This is a genomic window from Rhizobium sp. RCC_161_2, from assembly GCF_041355235.1.
Classification (GTDB): domain Bacteria; phylum Pseudomonadota; class Alphaproteobacteria; order Rhizobiales; family Rhizobiaceae; genus Rhizobium.
The window spans coordinates 416335-433893 of sequence record NZ_JBFUPL010000002.1 but is presented as its reverse complement, the minus strand read 5'-3'; the positions used below and the strand labels follow the sequence as shown (position 1 = coordinate 433893).

The following is a 17559-nucleotide window of genomic DNA, read 5'->3' as shown; positions in this document are numbered from 1 at the left end:
TTCGAAGAAAATTGGCTTCGAAGTCGGGCCAACCCTACCCGTGCATCGATCAGCCGATCGCTTCTTCAAGCACGAGGAGCACCAGAAAGCCTGCGAAGAACATCGCCGTCACCCAGGGACGATCGGGTGTTTCATGTGCTTCGATCAGCAGCTCCTCGGTGACGAGATAGAGGAGCGCAATCAGGCCGAACGAGAAGAATCCAGTCAAGATGGGGCCGGGCAGCAACGCCACCGGCGTTCCGAGCAAAGCGCCTATTGGTAGCAGAAGCGTCAGCGCCGCCGTGACGGCGACGATCCTGGTGCGGGAGCGGACGCTCTCGCCAAGCTCAGTAGCCACGGTCAAGCCAAGGAACAGCACCTCGATCGTCAGGGCGATGGTCAGCAGCAAGCCGACCTTCGGGCCAGCGGCAAACCCAATGCCGAGCACAAGGCCATCGATCAGGATATCGATTCCGATAGCCGCCAGGAGGCCGACTGGCCCTTTTGCCCAATTTTCCAATTGTTTGACCAGCAACATGACGATTACGCCGATCGCGCCACCGATCACCGTCGCCAAGGGATTGCCTTGATGCATGACCTCAGGAAGGATTTCGCCGGCGGCGGCCGCAAACACGACGCCTGCGGCAAAATGCTGGATCGCGCTGACAAAATTAGGCCCGGGCCGCGTGTTCACCGCAACCACAGAGCCCATGATGGCTGCCGTTGCCGGGATCAACGTATAAACCCACGCCGAAGCCGCCATACAGTCCCTCCGTTGCTCGCTTTCTCGACTTTATCCAGCTGCGCCGGTTAGCCAACGAGGCGGCGGAGAAAACCCAGGATATCGATCAAAGCACGAAACGCCACAAGGTAAAATACGGCGAAACCCGCATCAGGCGGCAGGCGCTGCCTGACGCTGTGCCGCCAACGCGGCAAGATCAGCCGGCTTCAACTCGACGGATTCGCCGCAGCCGCAGGCCGATGTCTGGTTCGGATTGGTGAAGGTGAAGCCCGAGCGCAGCGTCGTGGTCTCGAAGCCCATCTGGGTGCCGAGAAGATAAAGCACGGCCGACGGCTCGACCCAGACCTTGGCGCCGTTATGCTCGATAAGGTCGTCCTTGGCATTCGGCTCGGTCACCAGATCGATGGTATATTCCATCCCGGCGCAGCCGCCCTTCTTTATGCCGACGCGAACGCCCTTGGCATCGGGGCCGGAATTCTCGACGATCGCCTTGACGCGCGCTGCGGCGGTCTCGGTCATGGTCATTACAGCAAAGCCCATGGGCCCATTCTCCTTCCACAACCGGGTCAAGATCCGGTGCTTCGAGTCATAATGTAAAGCGAGCGGCTTAAAGCTTCAATACCAGCCGATCGCCACCTGCGCTTCTTCCGACATGCGGTCCGCCGACCACGGTGGGTCGAAGGTCATGCTGACTTCGACGCCCGACACGCCTTCGACGGCGCCGACGGCGTTTTCGACCCAGCCTGGCATCTCGCCGGCGACAGGGCAGCCGGGCGCGGTCAGCGTCATGACGATCTTCACCATGCGGTCGTCTTCGATGTCGATCTTGTAGATCAGCCCGAGTTCGAAGATATCGGCGGGAATTTCAGGGTCATAGACTGTTTTCAGCGCGCTGATGACGTCATCGCTGAGACGAGCCAGCTCTTCCTCGGGGATGCTCGAATGCACGAGGCCTTCGCGCACGTCGATCTTCTGTTCGCTTTCGTCGAGTGACATCGCGTGCCTCCTTAGGCAAAGAATTTGCGCGCATATTCCAGCGCATCGGCCAGGGCGTCTACCTCGGCTCGGGTATTGTACATGCCGAACGATGCTCGGCATGTGGAGGTGACGCCGAAGCGTTTCAAGAGCGGCTGGGCGCAATGCGTTCCCGCCCGCACCGCAACACCCTGACGATCGATCACCATCGACACGTCATGAGCATGGATGCCGGCGAGTTCAAAGGAGAATATACCACCTTTGCCGGGCGCCGTGCCAATAACACGCAGAGAGTTGATGTCTCTGAGCCGTTCCGCCGCGTAAGCCGAAAGATCGGCTTCGTGGCGGGCGATCGCTTCGCGGCCAACGCTCTCCATGTAATCGAGCGCATAGCCGAGCCCGATCGCCTGGACGATCGGCGGCGTGCCGGCCTCGAAACGATGCGGCGGATCATTGTAGGTGACATTTTCCTCGGTGACGTCGAAGATCATCTCGCCGCCGCCCTGGAACGGCCGCATCTCGGCAAGCCTGTCCTTCTTGCCGTAGAGCACGCCGATCCCCGAGGGACCATAGAGCTTGTGACCGGTCATCACGTACCAGTCGCAATCGATATCCTGCACGTCGACGGGCATATGCACAGCGCCCTGCGAACCGTCGATCAGCACGGGAATGCCGCGCTCATGCGCGATGCGGCAGATTTCCTTGACCGGGACGACAGTGCCGAGCGCATTCGACATATGCGTGATGGCGACGAGCTTGGTGCGTTCCGTCAGGCTCTTTTCGAAATCCTCGATGTGGAATGCGCCCTCGTCATCGACCGGCACCCAGACCAGCTTGGCGCCCTGCCGTTCGCGAATGAAATGCCAGGGCACGATATTGGAGTGATGCTCCAGGATCGAGATGACGATCTCGTCGCCCTCACCGATCTTCGGCATTCCCCAGCCATAGGCAACCGTATTGATCGCCTCGGTCGAGTTCTTGGTGAAGACGATATTGTCCACCGAGGGCGCATTCAGGAAGCGGCGCACCTTTTCGCGCGCAGCTTCATAGGCCTCGGTAGCGGCATTGGAGAGGAAGTGCAGGCCACGATGCACATTGGCATATTCGCTCGAATAGGCATGCGATATGGCGTCAATCACGACCTGCGGCTTCTGTGCCGATGCGCCGTTGTCGAGATAGACCAGCGGTTTGCCGTGAACGGTCGTCGACAGTATCGGAAAATCCCGACGGATCGCTTCAACGTCATAGGCAGTGGCTGGTACGATCTTGTCCACGAGCATTGCTCCAATCAATCAGGCGTGCTTTTCGAGCCAGGCAAAGATAACGCCTTCCAGCGCCTCGACCAGTGCTTCGTCTTCCAGCTCTTCGACAATTTCGGCCACGAAAGCATTGACCAGCATGGCGCGGGCCTTGTTCCTCGGGATGCCGCGCGCCATCAGATAGTAGAGATGGTTGCTGTCGATATCGGCGACGGTAGCGCCATGGCCGCACTGCACGTCGTCGGCGAAGATTTCCAGCTCAGGCTTGACGGAGAACTCGGCGTCGTCGGACATCAGCAGCGTGTTGCAAGCCATTTTGGCGTCGGTCTTCTGCGCATCCGGAGCGACGCGGATCATGCCCTGGAAGACGCCGCGAGCGCGGTCGAACACCACGTTGCGGACGATCTCCGTCGAGCTGGTGTGCGGCACGTCATGGCCAAGCACCATCGTCACATCGGTATGCGTATCGCCACCGAGCAGATTGACGCCGCGCAGCGAGAGCTCGGCGCCCTCGCCCGAAACCTTGATATGCAGCTCCTGGCGCACCAGCTTTCCGCCGGCATTGATCACGAACAGCTTCAGCTTGGCGTCCTGACCGAGATCAATGCGGATCTGGCCGAGATGCGTATCCTCGGAACCCTGCTCCTGCAGGATGATCCAGGTCACCTCGGCACCCTTGCCGACCGTGATGTCACTGATCGAGGACACCAGCGCAGCAGCGCCCGCAACACCCTCGTGACGCTCGATCACGGTTGCCTTGGCACCGGCGCCGAACGTAACAGGCAGGCGGCTGTGAATCTGTCCGCCAGCATGGATGAACTGGATCTCCAGCGGTGCATCGAGCTCAGTGCCATCGGGAAATTCGATGACGTAGCCATCGCGCACGAAGCTGGCATTGATGCGGCCAATCGCGTCATCCCTGCCAAGTGCCTCCAGGCCGGCGGCGGCCGTGCCGTCCGTCAGGCTGTCGATATAACGGCCGACAATCAGGCCATCGACCGAGGTCTTGCCGACCGCGCGACCCTGCAGAACCGAAAGAACGGCCGAACCCTCAGCCGTCGGCGACAGCGGCTCGACGCTGCCAGTGCCGAGATCAGTCGGAACCGTGCGCAGCAGGTTCTTGAAATCGGTATAGTGCCAAGCTTCGAAGCGCCGCGTCGGCAGGCCAGCGGTCTTGAGGTCGTCCAGCAGGCGGTCGCGGATAGCGAAGACTTCTCCGTCACCCGGCAGGTCGCCCAGCTGGTTGTTGTAAGCCTCGATCAGCGCGGTTTCCGCGGCAGTCAGGCGGGTCGTCGTCTGAACGTTCATCGACGTATCCTTTCCGCCCCGATCAGGCCGCAGCCCCAATGATGTCGGCATAGCCGTTGGCTTCGAGTTCGTGCGCCAGCGTCTTGTCGCCGGACTTGATCACCTGGCCCTTGTAGAGGACGTGGACGGTGTCCGGAACGATGTAGTCCAGCAGGCGCTGATAGTGGGTAATGACGATCACGGCGCGGTCCGGCGAACGCAACGCATTGACGCCATCTGCGACGATCTTCAGTGCATCGATGTCGAGACCGGAGTCGGTTTCGTCAAGCACGCAAAGCTGCGGCTCGAGCAATGCCATCTGCAGGATCTCGGCGCGCTTCTTCTCGCCACCGGAGAAACCGACGTTCAGCGGACGCTTCAGCATCTCGGTGTTGATCTGTAGCTTACCGGCAGCTTCCTTGACGCGACGCATGAAGTCCGGCGTCGTCAACTCAGCCTCGCCGCGCGCCTTGCGCTGCTCGTTCATCGCCACCTTCAGGAACTGCATGGTGGCAACACCGGGGATTTCGACCGGATATTGGAAGGCGAGGAAAATACCCTTGGCGGCGCGCTCGGCAGCATCAAGCTCGAGAATGCTCTCGCCGTTATAGAGGATATCGCCCTCGGTCACTTCGTAGTCGTCGCGGCCGGCAAGGATATAGGAGAGCGTCGACTTGCCGGAGCCGTTCGGGCCCATGATGGCAGCAACTTCGCCGGCCTTTACCGTCAGGTTCAGACCACGAATGATCTCGGTGCCGTCTTCGGCGATGCGGGCATGCAGGTTCTTGATTTCAAGCATATTCGTTTCCTTCATCCCACCCTTGGCGATTGGTTATCGAACCAACGGTGATTGTCTCTATAGGTTTAGCGATCGTCTGCCGGCATGAAGCTCTGCGTTACAACAATCGCGCCAATGATATTGCGATTGAATTCGTCGAGTTCTTCCGCTGGCACCCAAAGCTCTTCATGTTCCCGTCCGCCAACGATCTTGCGTTCAAAACGCGATGCATAAGCGGCATTAACATCAAAACGTGTCACGTAACCGCGCTGCGATCCGACCTTGGTGTTCCAGTCTCTTGCAATCTGAGCTGCGTAACCTTCGTTCGTCACAGGATAGAAAATCGGCTGATCCGGAAGTCGTGGCGGAAAGGCTTTCCATCCGCTCTCCTCGATCAGCTTCAACTCTTCCAATCCAACTGGGCGGAAGAGTGTGACTGTCTCTACTGCGGCCATCACCCCACGCTGCCTTCCAACGAGATGCCGATCAGCTTCTGCGCTTCCACGGCGAATTCCATCGGCAGCTCCTGCAGGACTTCCTTGACGAAGCCGTTGACGATCAGCGCGATCGCAGCTTCGGTCGGGATGCCGCGCTGCAGGCAGTAGAACAGCTGATCTTCAGAGATCTTCGACGTCGTGGCTTCATGCTCGAACTGCGCCGTCGAGTTCTTCGCCTCGATGTAGGGCACCGTATGCGCGCCGCACTTGTCGCCGATCAGCAGCGAGTCGCACTGCGTGAAGTTACGCGCGTTCGACGCCTTGCGGTGAGCCGAGACCTGGCCGCGATAGGTGTTCTGCGAGACGCCGGCAGCGATGCCCTTCGACACGATGCGGCTTGACGTGTTCTTGCCGAGATGGATCATCTTGGTGCCGCTGTCGACCTGCTGATGACCGTTGGAGACGGCGATCGAATAGAACTCGCCACGGCTGTCGTCGCCGCGCAGGATGCAGGACGGATACTTCCAGGTGATTGCCGAACCGGTCTCGACCTGCGTCCAGGAGATCTTGGAACGATGGCCGCGGCAATCGCCACGCTTGGTGACGAAATTGTAGATGCCGCCCTTGCCGTTCTTGTCGCCCGGATACCAGTTCTGCACCGTCGAATACTTGATCTCAGCATCATCGAGCGCGACCAACTCGACGACAGCCGCATGCAGCTGGTTTTCGTCGCGCTGCGGCGCCGTGCAGCCTTCCAGATAGGAGACGTAGGCTCCCTCTTCGGCGATGATCAGCGTGCGCTCGAACTGGCCGGTGTTCTTCTCGTTGATGCGGAAATAGGTCGATAGCTCCATCGGGCACCGCACGCCCTTCGGCACGAAGACGAAGGAGCCGTCGGTAAACACGGCGGAATTCAGCGTCGCATAGTAATTATCGGTCGTCGGAACGACGGTGCCGAGATATTTGCGCACGAGATCGGGATGCTCGCGGACAGCTTCCGAGATCGACATGAAGATCACGCCGGCCTTCTTCAGCTCTTCCTTGAAGGTGGTGACCACGGAGACCGAATCGAACACTGCATCGACGGCGATCTTCGGCCGCTCGACGCCGGCGAGGATTTCCTGCTCGCGCAGCGGAATGCCGAGTTTCTCATAGACCTTCAACAGCTCAGGATCGACTTCGTCAAGCGAGGTCGGGCCAGGAGTGGTCTTCGGCGCGGCGTAGTAATAGATGTCGTTGAAGTCGATCTTTGGATAGTCGACTCGCGCCCAAGTGGGCTCGTCCAGCGTCAGCCAGCGGCGGTAAGCCTCCAGGCGCCATTCCAGCATCCACTCCGGTTCCTGCTTCTTGGCGGAAATAAAGCGAACAATATCCTCGGACAGGCCTTTCGGAGCCTTGTCCATTTCGATGATGGTCTCAAAACCATACTTGTACTGGTCCACGTCAATCAGACGAACCTGATCGATTGTTTCTTGGACGGCAGCCATGTCGTTCTCCAATCTCGCCGGATCCAAGGTCCGGCAGCTTGTCAACGTTTCAGCAGACTTTCGCCTACCCTCTATGTAGTCGGCCAAAAGGGACTTTTCAGCCCGCTTGGCAAGCGGAAATTTGTGTTTCCGCAAAATTGTAAGTCGTCAGGCCGCAGCGCCCGCAGGTTTGCGTCGTCCGGCAATTCTGGCGAAGGCGGCAATCGCGCGTTCGACATCCTCTTCGGTCGTCGTAAACCCGAGCGAAATACGCAGCGCTCCGAGCTTCGGATCGCAGCCCATCGCCGACAGCACATGGCTTTCGCCGACCTTGCCGGAGGAGCAGGCCGAGCCTGCCGAGATCGCCACACCTTCGAGATCAAAGGCGATCTGCCCGGTTTCGGACTTCAGCCCCGGCAGGGTGAAGAAGCTGGTATTCGGCACGCGCGCGCCGTCCTCGCCGTGAATGATGACATCAGGCGCGGCAAGTTTCATGCCCACTTCCAGCCGGTCACGGAGCTTTGCCACATCCGCATTGCGGTGATCAAGCTCGGCAATAGCCGCAGCTGCGGCGGCACCAAAGCCGATGATCCCAAGCGCGTTTTCCGTGCCGGAACGATGGCCCTTTTCTTGGCCCCCGCCATGGATCAACGGCTTCGGCATCAGCACTTCGCCGCGAGAGATCAATGCACCCGCCCCTTTCGGTCCGCCGATCTTATGCGACGAGACGATGAGGAAATCCGCGCCGATCGCATTGACATCGAGCGGAATCCGGCCAGCCGCCTGAACCGCGTCAACGACAAACAAGCCGCCGAACGCCTGCACGATCTTTGCCGCTTCAGACACGGGCTGAACAATGCCGGTCTCGTTATTGGCGAGCATGATCGCCACCATCGGCAGCCCCTCGGTCTTGTCATGCGCGGCAAGCATCGTTTCCAGCGCGGCCAGATCGACTGTCCCTTTCGGCGTCACCGGAATTTCGCTGATCTTATCCTTCGCAAAGCGCCCGCCTTCACGCACGGCCGGATGTTCGATCGCCGAGATATAGAGGCGGCCGATCGCCAGCGGCGTGCGGCCCATGCGAAATTCCGGCGTCAACACCATATTGGCGGCTTCGGTCGCGCCGCTGGTGAAAATGACATGCGCCGGGTCGGCACCCATCAGGCTTGCAACCTGCCGACGCGCGGCCTCGATCGCCGCCCGCGTTGCCCTGCCCTCGCCATGCACGGAATTAGGGTTTCCATAAAGATCCAAGGCATGCAACATAGCATCGCGCGCCGCCGGATGGAGCGGAGCGGTGGCGTTCCAGTCGAGATAAAGGCGCGTTGCAGCCATAATCTTCTTCCTGCCTGACAAAGCCTTGTTGCGCCGCCCGGTGCATTTTCCTTGAAATTTCGACCGGGCATGCCTTATGACACGTTCCACAAACCGTTGAACAAGCAACGCGTGGAAGACCGTACCAAGTTTCGAATTGTTCTAAACTGCGTTCTAGAAAAGATGAGCGCATTCGTCAAGTCAACTTGCTGCGTCCCACCTGGTTTGAACGCAGAAAAAGAAGAGCCGGAGTATCGATGCCCGAAGTTATTTTCAACGGCCCCGCAGGCCGCCTTGAAGGCCGCTATCAGCCCTCCAAGGAAAAGAGCGCCCCGATCGCGATTATCCTGCACCCCCATCCGCAGTTCGGCGGCACGATGAACAATCAGGTCGTCTACCAGCTTTTCTACATGTTCCAGAAGCGCGGCTTCACCACGCTTCGCTTCAACTTCCGCAGCATCGGCCGCAGCCAGGGTGAATTCGACCATGGCGCCGGTGAATTGTCGGATGCCGCCTCGGCGCTCGACTGGGTGCAGAGCCTGCACCCCGATTCGAAGAGCTGTTGGGTTGCCGGTTATTCCTTCGGCGCCTGGATTGGCATGCAGCTACTGATGCGCCGCCCCGAGATCGAAGGTTTCATGTCGATCGCGCCGCAGCCGAATATCTACGACTTCTCGTTCCTGGCGCCCTGCCCGTCCTCCGGCCTGATCATCAACGGCGATGCCGACAAGGTTGCCCCGGAAAAGGACGTAAACGGCCTCGTCGAGAAGCTGAAGACGCAGAAGGGCATCCTCATCACCCACAAGATCGTCCCCGGCGCCAACCATTTCTTCAATGGCCAGGTCGAGACGCTCATGGGCGAATGCGAAGACTACCTCGATCGTCGCCTTAACGGCGAACTGGTGCCGGAACCGGCGGCCAAGCGGATCAGGTAAGAGGCTCGCCTCTTACCGCGACATCCCAAAAGTTGGGCATACGAGCCCGTCGATCACCATCGGCGGGCTTTCTTGCATTCCGATTTTGCGCAGAACCCGCTGCGAGGCGACGTTTTCCGGGTGAGTGAAGGCGATGAACCGCTTGGCAATACCGCGCTTGAAGAACCACTCCGCCAAGGCGCCCGCGATTTCTGTCGCATAGCCATTACCCCAGGCCTTCCGGCTGAGTGAATAACCGAGCTCGAACTCACCACGCCCGCGCTCTTCCTGAAAGCGTGAGAAGCCCGCCCGGCCGACAAAGCGGCCGTCGTCGCGCCTGAGTATCTTGTATTTGGTCACACCGTCGCGCGCCTGCTCGCCGAACCAGCTCTTCAGCCGCTCCTCGGCCTTCTCCAGTGTCCACGGCGCGGCGCCCGAGAGATAGCGGGTCGTATCGATGGTCGAATGCAACTGCTGAATGAGCGCTGCATCGCCCTTGTGCCACATCGTCAGAACGAGACGAGGTGTTTCCAATATGATTGTGTCGCTCATCAGCCGATGTCTTTCCGATCCCGCTGAAATGTCCGGCTCGTACCTGACAGGACGAGCCGCCAGATCAGTGTTAAACGCGCGGCGACGGCTCAACAATAGCGATCGCTCATATCATCGTCGCAGCGAACGGAAGCCGCCAACGAGTAATCTCCCTGGCGGCCATCCGTCCCGATGTCACTTATGCGGTGACGTCCCTCAATGACATGCAGGCAGACCGGGCGCTCCACATTTCTTCACGGGAGGTTTCTGTGGCGGATGCGCCTGTGGTGGCCGTTTCGCCTGCTGCACGGCTCTCGGCTGCGGTTGAGGCCTTGGCTGAGCCTGAGGTTTCGCAGCCGCTTGACGTGCCATCTGGGGCGCGGGTTTGGCTTGGGCGGCAGGCCTGGGAACCGCATGGCGCGGCGGCGCGGCGGCGACGACTTTCGGCTTTGCGGGTGCCCCTGTAACAGCTGCGGGCGCTGTCGCTTTTGCTGCTTGAGCATGAGCCGCTGGCTTTGCCGCCGACACCGGATTCTGCACGCTATTGGCGGGAGGCTGTGAAGGCAGAGGCTTCTTAGCCTGAACCTGTTTGGGTGTCACCTGCGTGTTGCCGACTGGTGGCAATGGCTGGCCCTTCGTGCCGGGAAGAGCATGCGTGTTCTGCGGCTGCCCTGCGGGTACCGGACTAATCGCCGGAACCTTCGTCGCGGCGGCCGGACTTTGCTTCTGAATGATTGCGGCGTGCTTCTGCACCGAGGGCGGCAGAGCGACATGCAGCGCCGCGGCACCCGCGCCGGCGACAACTGCGGCGCCGGTCAGTTTTTGCGCCGTCGTCAGGCTCGGCGCTGCGGGGGCAGTCGTGTTGTTATTGATGACCGTGTTGTTGACGACAGTATTGTGGATATTATTGAAGATCACATTGTTTTCAGGCGGCGCTATATCACGCGGTGGGCGCACCCATTCGGGGACCGGAACGAAGACCGGCGCCGGCAGGACATAGAGATCGACCGACGGCTGCGGCGGCGCCAGCACGACGAAATCCGGAGGCGGCGGCGCGAGGAAAACCACCGGCGGCGGTGGGGCATAACCGAAATCCGCATCATCGAAATAGAGGATGGGCCGATCGACATAGACGATCTCCGGCGGCGGCGGCGGTGGCACATCATATTCGATCACCGCAAACGATGGCGGTGGTTCGAGTGCCGCCTCGAAATGTTCCAGGCGACGACGAGCGTCCCACACATGCGGGCCGCGTGGATAGCGCCTCAGATAGGACCAATAGGCTTCCGGCGTATCCGCGACCCAGGTCTCGCGCCATGTGATCGCCTCACGACGGGCGGCAATGATGGCGCGCACGCGCCTTGCCATCGGATCATCCGGATAGGCGGCGAGGAAGTCTTCATAGCCCGCCAAGGTGTCGCGGTCGAGTGCCGCAAAATAGGCGTCCCTCTCATCGAAATCGCGGATCGCCTTCGTACGCATCGTGGCGCTATTGTAGCTGGAAACCTGGACCGCGGGCGCATCGGGGCCACGGTCGAGGAACGTGAATGCTCCGCCAAACTTCGAGGCATCCCATGATATCTGCGCACCCTTGCTGAGGTCGCTGACACGCAGCCGCGTGCGGTCGAACACGTCGCTCAGCGGAAGACCGCCGACGCGCATCATCTCCGCCAAGGCATGCGCATAAGCGCCATAGGGTCCCGCCTCCGGCGGCGCCACTGTGCCGGGCGCGGCGTTGAACGCGATCAGCTGATTGGCATCGGCCTCGACAAGCGCCAAACCGCCCGCAAGCGGCTGATTGGATTGGGCGAATGGATTGGCGCGCGCAGCATCAAGGACAACAATGCTGCCTCTGTTCCTGATCGCCGCCAGCGACCTGGTGAAATCGCTAACCCTGATGGCTTCGACCGGGACATCGGTGGCGTTGGCGATCTGTGCGTCGACCGGCACGAAATAGTTGTCGCCTTGATATTGAAGCCCATAGCCGGCCAGGTAGACAAAAGCGATCGTGTCGGGGCCGGAGGCGTTTGCCTTGGCGAGAAAGTCGCGCAGCGCATCGCGCAGCCCGTCCTGGTTCAGGTCGCGCGCGCCGATCACATCAAAGCCTGCGGCCTGCAGCGTCTGCGCAATCAGACCCGCATCATTTGCGGGCGTCGGCAATGCGCCGGCTTTATAGGCCGAGTTGCCGATAACAAGCGCTATTCGCTTTTCCATGGCGTTTTGCGCTTCGGCCGGACCCGCAACAGCAAGACCAGCCAATACCAGGACCATGGCAAGCAATGCCCAGATCGCCCTTATGGACGACAGTCCCATTACCGAAAACAAAGGTGACATACCGGTTTCTTTCGTGAAACATGTGGTGCACGTAGGGTCAATGGTATGTCCAGCTTGGGATCGGATTTCGGCGAATGCTGGGCGCATTTTCGGCCCCTTCGCGGCGATCTGACGACCTCTTTCAACCGAAATACTGCGGCAGGCAAAGCCGTTCGATCGTCTTTCCGTTTTTGCTGAAACTTCCGAGGCGCCGTTCAAGCAAAGTGGTGACGCCACGCGAAATCAATGCTAAACGCGCCGCGACAGTTCAACAACAGCGATTTCGCCGTAGAGCATAGAGATGCGGCGCCCGAGAGACCAAGATCATGGCCGAGTTCAAATCCGATTTCCTGCGCACCCTGCAAGAGCGTGGCTTCATCCACCAGATTTCCGATGAAGCTGGCCTTGATGATCTTTTCGCCAAGGAAACCGTGACCGCCTATATCGGCTTCGATCCCACGGCACCGAGCTTACATGTTGGCTCGCTGATGCAGATAATGATGCTGCACTGGCTGCAGGCGACCGGCCATCGCGCCGTCTCGCTGATGGGCGGCGGCACCGGCATGGTCGGCGACCCCTCCTTCAAGGATGAAGCTCGCCAGCTGATGACCGTGGACACGATCGAAAGCAACATCGCCTCGATCAAGCGCGTCTTCTCCAGCTACCTCACCTATGGCGATGGCCCGAAGGACGCGTTGATGATCAACAACGCCGAATGGCTGCGCTCGCTCAACTACCTCGAATTCCTGCGCGACGTCGGCCGGCATTTCTCGGTCAACCGCATGCTGTCCTTCGACAGCGTCAAGACGCGCCTGGATCGCGAGCAGTCGCTGTCCTTCCTCGAATTCAACTACATGATCCTGCAGGCTTATGACTTCGTCGAGCTGGCCAAGCGCTACGATTGCCGTCTGCAGATCGGCGGTTCGGACCAGTGGGGCAACATCGTCAACGGCATAGACCTGGGTCACCGTATGGGGACAAAGCAGCTCTACGCGCTGACCTCGCCGCTGTTGACCACCTCCTCGGGTGCCAAGATGGGCAAGTCTGCCTCCGGCGCGGTCTGGCTGAATTCCGATCTGCTCTCGGCCTATGACTTCTGGCAGTACTGGCGTAACACCGAGGATGCGGACGTTTCCCGCTTCCTGAAGCTCTACACCACGCTGCCGATGGACGAGATCGCTCGCCTCTCCGCGCTTGCCGGCTCGGAACTCAACGAGGTCAAGAAGATCCTGGCAACGGAAGTCACCGCCATTCTGCACGGCCGCGAGGCGGCAGAACTTGCCGCCGAAACCGCGCGCAAGACCTTCGAGGAAGGCGGCCTTTCCGAAAACCTGCCGTCCGTCGAGGTTCCAGCCTCAGAACTCGACGCCGGCATCGGCCTGCTGTCTCTGATCGTCCGCGCCGGCCTGGCCGCATCGAACGGCGAAGCCCGCCGTCATGTCCAGGGCGGCGCCGTGCGTATCAATGACCAGCCCGTCAGCGACGAACGCAAGCTGATCGGCAGCGGCGAAATCACCGCCGATGGCGTCATCAAGCTGTCGCTCGGTAAGAAGAAGCACATCCTGGTTCGCCCGGCGGCTTGAGCGGGCGAACATCAAACACATGAAAAAGCCGGCGCATCGCGCCGGCTTTTCTCGTTCTATTTCCAAAGAAATCGGAGCTTACGACCGTCCATCGGTGAACTGCACCAGATCCCAGAGATTGCCGTAAAGATCCTTGAAAACAGCAACAATCCCGTAGTCCGCCTGCTTCGGCTCGCGCGTGAATTCGATACCTTTTTCGAGATAGACAGCATAGTCACGCCAGAAATCATCGGTCTGTAGAAACAGGAACACTCGTCCCCCGGCCTGGTCGCCGATATAATTTTCCTGATGGGGTGAGGAGGCGCGCGCAAGCAGCAGCGAGGCCGCACCATCGCCCCTTGGCTTCACGACAACCCAACGCTTGTCCTGCGCCGGCTGATAGCTGTCCTCAACCAGGACGAACCCGAGCTTGTTCACATAGAAGTCGATCGCGTCGTCATAGTCTCGAACGACGATGGCAATATGGGCAATGTTCTGATTCATCCCACTCCGGCTCCCGGCTCGTCGCTTATTTCCTCAAAATTCAAATATCTGTCGGAAAACACCCGGCGCGATGATCGACAGCGGGTTGATCTGCATGTTCGACTTCTCGATCGTGCCGGTCACTCGGAAGGTAATGCCGATCAGGCCGCGGTCGCTGCCGTTGCCGAGGATGAAGCCGACGATCGGCACTTCCGCGAACAGGCGGTTTAGGCCATAGGCGGGCATGAAGGTGCCGGTCAGGTCCATGTTGCCCTTGGCATCCTTGACCGTTCCCTGGAAGGTCGCCCCGACCTGTGTTCCCCGCACGACGCCGTTTTCCACCGACAGCGTTCCATTGCGCAGCACGAGCCGCGCGAAACCGCGGTCGAAACTCTGTGCCCGTGTGTCGATATTCTCTTTGACGGCGGCATTCAGGCTCTTGCCATTCTTGCCGCTAGGGGTCGAAACGATGGTCGAAAGCTTCTTTTCGTCGATGATGGAGAAGTTGCGGATATCCAGCGAACCATCCCACGCATCCTGCCCCGTGGAGCGCAGCGACAGATTGAGAAGCCCGCCCTTCAAGTGCTTATAGAGGTCGGCAAAACGCGCCACCGCCCCGGCGTCACCGCTGGTGATGCGAATGGTGCCGTTGCCGCTGCCCTTGCTCATCTGGCTGACGACGGCTTCGCCACTATCGGTGAGCCCGGAAAAATCCGCCGCCACGATATGTCCTCCGGAGACGGAATAGACACCCTTGAGATTGCGGATCGATTCGTCGTTGAAGCCGATGACCTTGTCGATATTGGCGCGGACCGTCGCACTGGATGAATCGTCTGCGCTGCCGCCATTTCCTCCGCTCGACGATGCTTTCAGCCGCGCGAGAACCGGTCGCAGGTCCGCTGAATCGCCGGAGATCGAAATGTCATAGGCGCCGCTCTTGCCGTGCTTGACCGAGAGTGCGAAATCGTCGAGCGCCGACAGTTTGACGCTGCTGAAATTGGCTGATGTCAGGCCGCCCTTGCTGACGACGAGATCGCCGCTGACACCAAAGCCGTCGCCCTTGAGGACGAAATTCTTCAGCGCCGTCTGACTGTCCGGTCCGGAAGCCTCGAATTGGGCTGTGGCCGGAATGCCGCTGCCCTTCGACCAGCCGATCCACGGCACCGTCAGGGCCGCCTTGCCGAGATCGATCTTGACGGCCTGGCGATCGTCATCGATGCGCGTGAGCTCCAGCTTGATCGGGCCGTCTATGATGTCGTTAAGGCCTGGTACGACGGAATTACGTTGGGCATCGGTAAGCGTAGCCGTGATCACGCGGCTGCGTTTGGCCGGCGATTTACTGTCCGTGGGCTCGACCATGTCGATCTGTGCGGGGATGCCATCGATCTGCGCCTGGGCATTCAGATGCACAGCCTGAGGATCTGCGTCGATACTACCGGTAATATTGCTGATCTTACGATTGTTCATCGGTTTCAGCAGGTCGACACTGCTAAGCTGCAGGTTCGCCTTCCAGACCGGCGGCGGCGGCTTCTGGTCGCTGAGCAGGCCAATGGTAGCATCGACCTTGGCGACGATCTTGCCGTTGAAGTTTTCTGGCTTGAATTCGGTTCTCTGCAGCACTTCCAGCGGCTTATAGGTCAACAGTTCGCCGATGGAATCGCCCGTACCGGATATTGCAAGATTGAGCTCCGCCATCAGCGGCTTGTCATAGGCAGACGGGATCGAGAAATTGCTGTCGTTCAGCGTCACTGACAGGCCAGTTGAGAAATAGGAGGTGGCGCTTGCGATACCGACATTCATCGTCGGACCCGTCAGGTCGAAATGCGCCTTGGTATCGCGCAGCGGCGGAATTTCGCCGGGCACGTCGAGCCGGGTGCCGTCGATATCGAAGGCGATATGCAACTCATCCTTTCCGAGCTGCAGCTTGCCCGTTTGCGCAGCCTCCCTCAGCCGTCCGGCGGGAATGAAAACGGAAATGACCGCATTGGTCACCGTTCCGCCGAAAAGATTGCTTTCCACCCAAGTGCGCGGCTTTGAGGCCATCCAGAATGGCCAGAGCTGCTTGATCGCAGTCGTATCAAGCTTATCGGCGCGACCGCCAAAGCTGATTTCCGGCGAGCTGTCGCCGAGCTTCATATGCAGCGAACCGAACAGCGCGCCGAGCGGTGTCGAAATGCCGATATTCTCTAATTGAAGCTCCTTGGTCGCCGCCAGGAAGCGCCCGGTCGCCTGCCCGTCGAAGCTCACCGGCTGTTCGCTCGAGATCGAGGAAGCTGCCGTACCGCCGCGGATCAGGAAATCGATGCCGAAGCCCTTGCCGGCATTGGCATCGATCCGGTCAAGATCGATCAGCGCGCCGGAGAAGGGTACGATGGTGCCGTCGAACTGTGCCTTCGACGGCGCGATCTCAAGTGTCTGGCGCGTAAAGTCATAAGCAAGGTTGATGTTGGCCTGCGTCAGGTCCTGCTTGTCGCGGTCCATGTAAAGCGTGCCGGGCTGCACATCGATGGACGCGCTGAGTTTTGGATCCGCATCCGCGCCACCACGGACAGCCGTCAAGGTCATGCCGGCGAGGCTCATGAGGCCCTGGCGCGGCGTGCCGTTCTGGTCATAGGCCATCGTCAGCGGCTTCAGGTCGACATTGGCAAGTTTCGCCGTCAGCGAAGAGCTATGACCGGCCTCCTGCTGGTCGGCGACCACATCCAGCGTCGCGAGGGAGCCGTTGACGGCAACCTCTCCGTAAAGATGCAGTGCCTTCGGCCCGCTACGTTCGAAAGTGAGATTGTCGACCACGAGCGAGATCGGCTCGCCCTCTTGACGCGCCAGCTTCACGGCAAAACCAGAAATACGCACCGAGTTCGTGCCGCCGCGCTCGACGAAGCGTTCAAGGAAATCGAGATTGTCGAAGACTGAATCCAGCGCGTGCGGTAGAGCATCGACGCGCAGCGCCGTAAGGTCGACGGGGTCGCCTTGCGGTAACAGCGCCGTATCGAGCGCGATGCCCTCTGCCGAAACGTTGGCCACTTCGACGCGGCCTTCGATAAGCGCCAGCGGATCCAGCTCCATGCTGACCGACGACATGGTCGACAGGTGTTTGCCGCTTTCCTGGTCGACCACATTGACGTCATGCGCCTCGAGCGCCAGCCGCAGGTTCGGCGTGAACCGGACGACGGTCGAGCCGACTTCCGCCTTGTAGCGCGGCCCGATCGCCTGATCGAGAGCCGACTGCGCCTTCTGCGACAGAGGCTGGTCGAAGACGCCGCTCTCGATGGTGGCGACGACCGCGCCGGCGATCAGGATGAGGAATGTGATGAAGACGAGGGTGATGCGACAGACATGCCAGACATGCGAACGATTACGGCGCACAGGCTCCGGCACATGCACGATCATGGGATCGTCGACCTGGGCGGAAGGCAAGTGGTCGAGCGAGACGAGATCCTTCTTGCGGAATATAATCTTTTCGCCTCGGATCACTCCCGTGCGTCCCTTTCGTTTTTCGCAATTTTGTTGGTGACGCTG

At 60.1% G+C, this 17559-nt stretch carries 15 protein-coding genes; 2 read left to right on the top strand and 13 right to left on the bottom strand.

The genetic code is table 11. The features are described from left to right. Window positions 1-49 precede the first annotated feature (49 nt). The 9 genes from AB6803_RS06200 to AB6803_RS06160 all read right to left on the bottom strand — a co-directional run bounded on the left by AB6803_RS06200 (window position 50) and on the right by AB6803_RS06160 (window position 8258). A complete protein-coding gene (locus AB6803_RS06200) occupies window positions 50-742 on the bottom strand; it encodes a ZIP family metal transporter (protein WP_371108058.1) in 693 nt (230 codons plus the stop codon). Window positions 743-871: 129 nt separating this feature from the next. Then, window positions 872-1261 carry a Fe-S cluster assembly scaffold SufA gene (sufA, locus tag AB6803_RS06195; protein ID WP_174161688.1) on the bottom strand — a complete coding sequence of 130 codons (390 nt, stop codon included), beginning with the start codon at window positions 1259-1261 and terminating at the stop codon, window positions 872-874. 75 nt (window positions 1262-1336) lie between these two features. Further along, on the bottom strand, window positions 1337-1717 hold the full coding sequence (locus AB6803_RS06190; protein WP_007696242.1) for an SUF system Fe-S cluster assembly protein: 381 nt from the start codon (window positions 1715-1717) through the stop codon (window positions 1337-1339). Between the two features lie 11 nt (window positions 1718-1728). Then, window positions 1729-2970, bottom strand: a complete 1242-nt coding sequence (locus AB6803_RS06185; RefSeq protein ID WP_371108057.1) for a cysteine desulfurase — start codon at window positions 2968-2970, stop codon at window positions 1729-1731. An 18-nt stretch (window positions 2971-2988) separates the two neighbouring features. Further along, window positions 2989-4263 (bottom strand): Fe-S cluster assembly protein SufD, encoded by a 1275-nt coding sequence (gene sufD / locus AB6803_RS06180; RefSeq protein WP_371108056.1) that lies wholly within the window; start codon window positions 4261-4263, stop codon window positions 2989-2991. Between the two features lie 22 nt (window positions 4264-4285). Then, the gene (sufC, locus tag AB6803_RS06175) at window positions 4286-5041 is read right to left on the bottom strand and encodes a Fe-S cluster assembly ATPase SufC (protein ID WP_371108055.1); all 756 of its coding nucleotides are present in this window, start codon (window positions 5039-5041) and stop codon (window positions 4286-4288) included. Between the two features lie 65 nt (window positions 5042-5106). Next, window positions 5107-5475 (bottom strand): ADP-ribosylation/crystallin J1, encoded by a 369-nt coding sequence (locus AB6803_RS06170; RefSeq protein ID WP_371108054.1) that lies wholly within the window; start codon window positions 5473-5475, stop codon window positions 5107-5109. After that, window positions 5475-6944 carry a Fe-S cluster assembly protein SufB gene (gene sufB / locus AB6803_RS06165; RefSeq protein WP_371108053.1) on the bottom strand — a complete coding sequence of 490 codons (1470 nt, stop codon included), beginning with the start codon at window positions 6942-6944 and terminating at the stop codon, window positions 5475-5477. The genes AB6803_RS06170 and sufB overlap by 1 nt, the downstream gene beginning before the upstream one ends. A 147-nt stretch (window positions 6945-7091) precedes the next feature. After that, complete coding sequence (locus AB6803_RS06160; RefSeq protein ID WP_371108052.1) at window positions 7092-8258, bottom strand: cysteine desulfurase family protein; 1167 nt, start codon at window positions 8256-8258, stop codon at window positions 7092-7094. A 236-nt stretch (window positions 8259-8494) separates the two neighbouring features. Here AB6803_RS06160 and AB6803_RS06155 point away from each other — a divergent pair, with 236 nt between their 5' ends. Then, entirely contained in the window at window positions 8495-9172 is a 678-nt protein-coding gene (locus tag AB6803_RS06155; RefSeq protein WP_371108051.1) for an alpha/beta hydrolase, read from the top strand. Between the two features lie 12 nt (window positions 9173-9184). On the opposite strand, the gene AB6803_RS06150 is transcribed toward AB6803_RS06155, so the two are convergent. Then, entirely contained in the window at window positions 9185-9703 is a 519-nt protein-coding gene (locus tag AB6803_RS06150; protein WP_371108341.1) for a GNAT family N-acetyltransferase, read from the bottom strand. A 195-nt stretch (window positions 9704-9898) separates the two neighbouring features. Continuing rightward, complete coding sequence (locus AB6803_RS06145) at window positions 9899-12016, bottom strand: caspase family protein (protein WP_371108050.1); 2118 nt, start codon at window positions 12014-12016, stop codon at window positions 9899-9901. A 305-nt stretch (window positions 12017-12321) separates the two neighbouring features. Between AB6803_RS06145 and tyrS the strand changes: the two genes are divergently transcribed. Then, on the top strand, window positions 12322-13578 hold the full coding sequence (tyrS, locus tag AB6803_RS06140; protein WP_174051449.1) for a tyrosine--tRNA ligase: 1257 nt from the start codon (window positions 12322-12324) through the stop codon (window positions 13576-13578). 78 nt (window positions 13579-13656) lie between these two features. Here the strand turns inward: tyrS and AB6803_RS06135 are convergent, their stop codons facing one another. Beyond that, window positions 13657-14061: a VOC family protein gene (locus tag AB6803_RS06135; RefSeq protein ID WP_371108049.1), complete on the bottom strand. Its 405-nt coding sequence runs from the start codon at window positions 14059-14061 to the stop codon at window positions 13657-13659. Window positions 14062-14094: 33 nt separating this feature from the next. Beyond that, the gene (locus AB6803_RS06130) at window positions 14095-17514 is read right to left on the bottom strand and encodes a DUF3971 domain-containing protein (RefSeq protein WP_371108048.1); all 3420 of its coding nucleotides are present in this window, start codon (window positions 17512-17514) and stop codon (window positions 14095-14097) included. Window positions 17515-17559 lie beyond the last annotated feature (45 nt).

Excerpts from the sequence above, each read along its gene's own strand:
- AB6803_RS06200 (WP_371108058.1), bottom strand. The coding sequence starts at position 742 with ATGGCGGCTTCGGCGTGGGTTTATACGTTGATCCCGGCAACGGCAGCC.
- sufA (WP_174161688.1), bottom strand. The coding sequence starts at position 1,261 with ATGGGCTTTGCTGTAATGACCATGACCGAGACCGCCGCAGCGCGCGTC.
- AB6803_RS06190 (WP_007696242.1), bottom strand. The coding sequence starts at position 1,717 with ATGTCACTCGACGAAAGCGAACAGAAGATCGACGTGCGCGAAGGCCTC.
- sufD (WP_371108056.1), bottom strand. The coding sequence starts at position 4,263 with ATGAACGTTCAGACGACGACCCGCCTGACTGCCGCGGAAACCGCGCTG.
- sufC (WP_371108055.1), bottom strand. The coding sequence starts at position 5,041 with ATGCTTGAAATCAAGAACCTGCATGCCCGCATCGCCGAAGACGGCACC.
- AB6803_RS06170 (WP_371108054.1), bottom strand. The coding sequence starts at position 5,475 with ATGGCCGCAGTAGAGACAGTCACACTCTTCCGCCCAGTTGGATTGGAA.
- sufB (WP_371108053.1), bottom strand. The coding sequence starts at position 6,944 with ATGGCTGCCGTCCAAGAAACAATCGATCAGGTTCGTCTGATTGACGTG.
- AB6803_RS06160 (WP_371108052.1), bottom strand. The coding sequence starts at position 8,258 with ATGGCTGCAACGCGCCTTTATCTCGACTGGAACGCCACCGCTCCGCTC.
- AB6803_RS06155 (WP_371108051.1), top strand. The coding sequence starts at position 8,495 with ATGCCCGAAGTTATTTTCAACGGCCCCGCAGGCCGCCTTGAAGGCCGC.
- AB6803_RS06150 (WP_371108341.1), bottom strand. The coding sequence starts at position 9,703 with ATGAGCGACACAATCATATTGGAAACACCTCGTCTCGTTCTGACGATG.
- AB6803_RS06145 (WP_371108050.1), bottom strand. The coding sequence starts at position 12,016 with ATGTCACCTTTGTTTTCGGTAATGGGACTGTCGTCCATAAGGGCGATC.
- tyrS (WP_174051449.1), top strand. The coding sequence starts at position 12,322 with ATGGCCGAGTTCAAATCCGATTTCCTGCGCACCCTGCAAGAGCGTGGC.
- AB6803_RS06135 (WP_371108049.1), bottom strand. The coding sequence starts at position 14,061 with ATGAATCAGAACATTGCCCATATTGCCATCGTCGTTCGAGACTATGAC.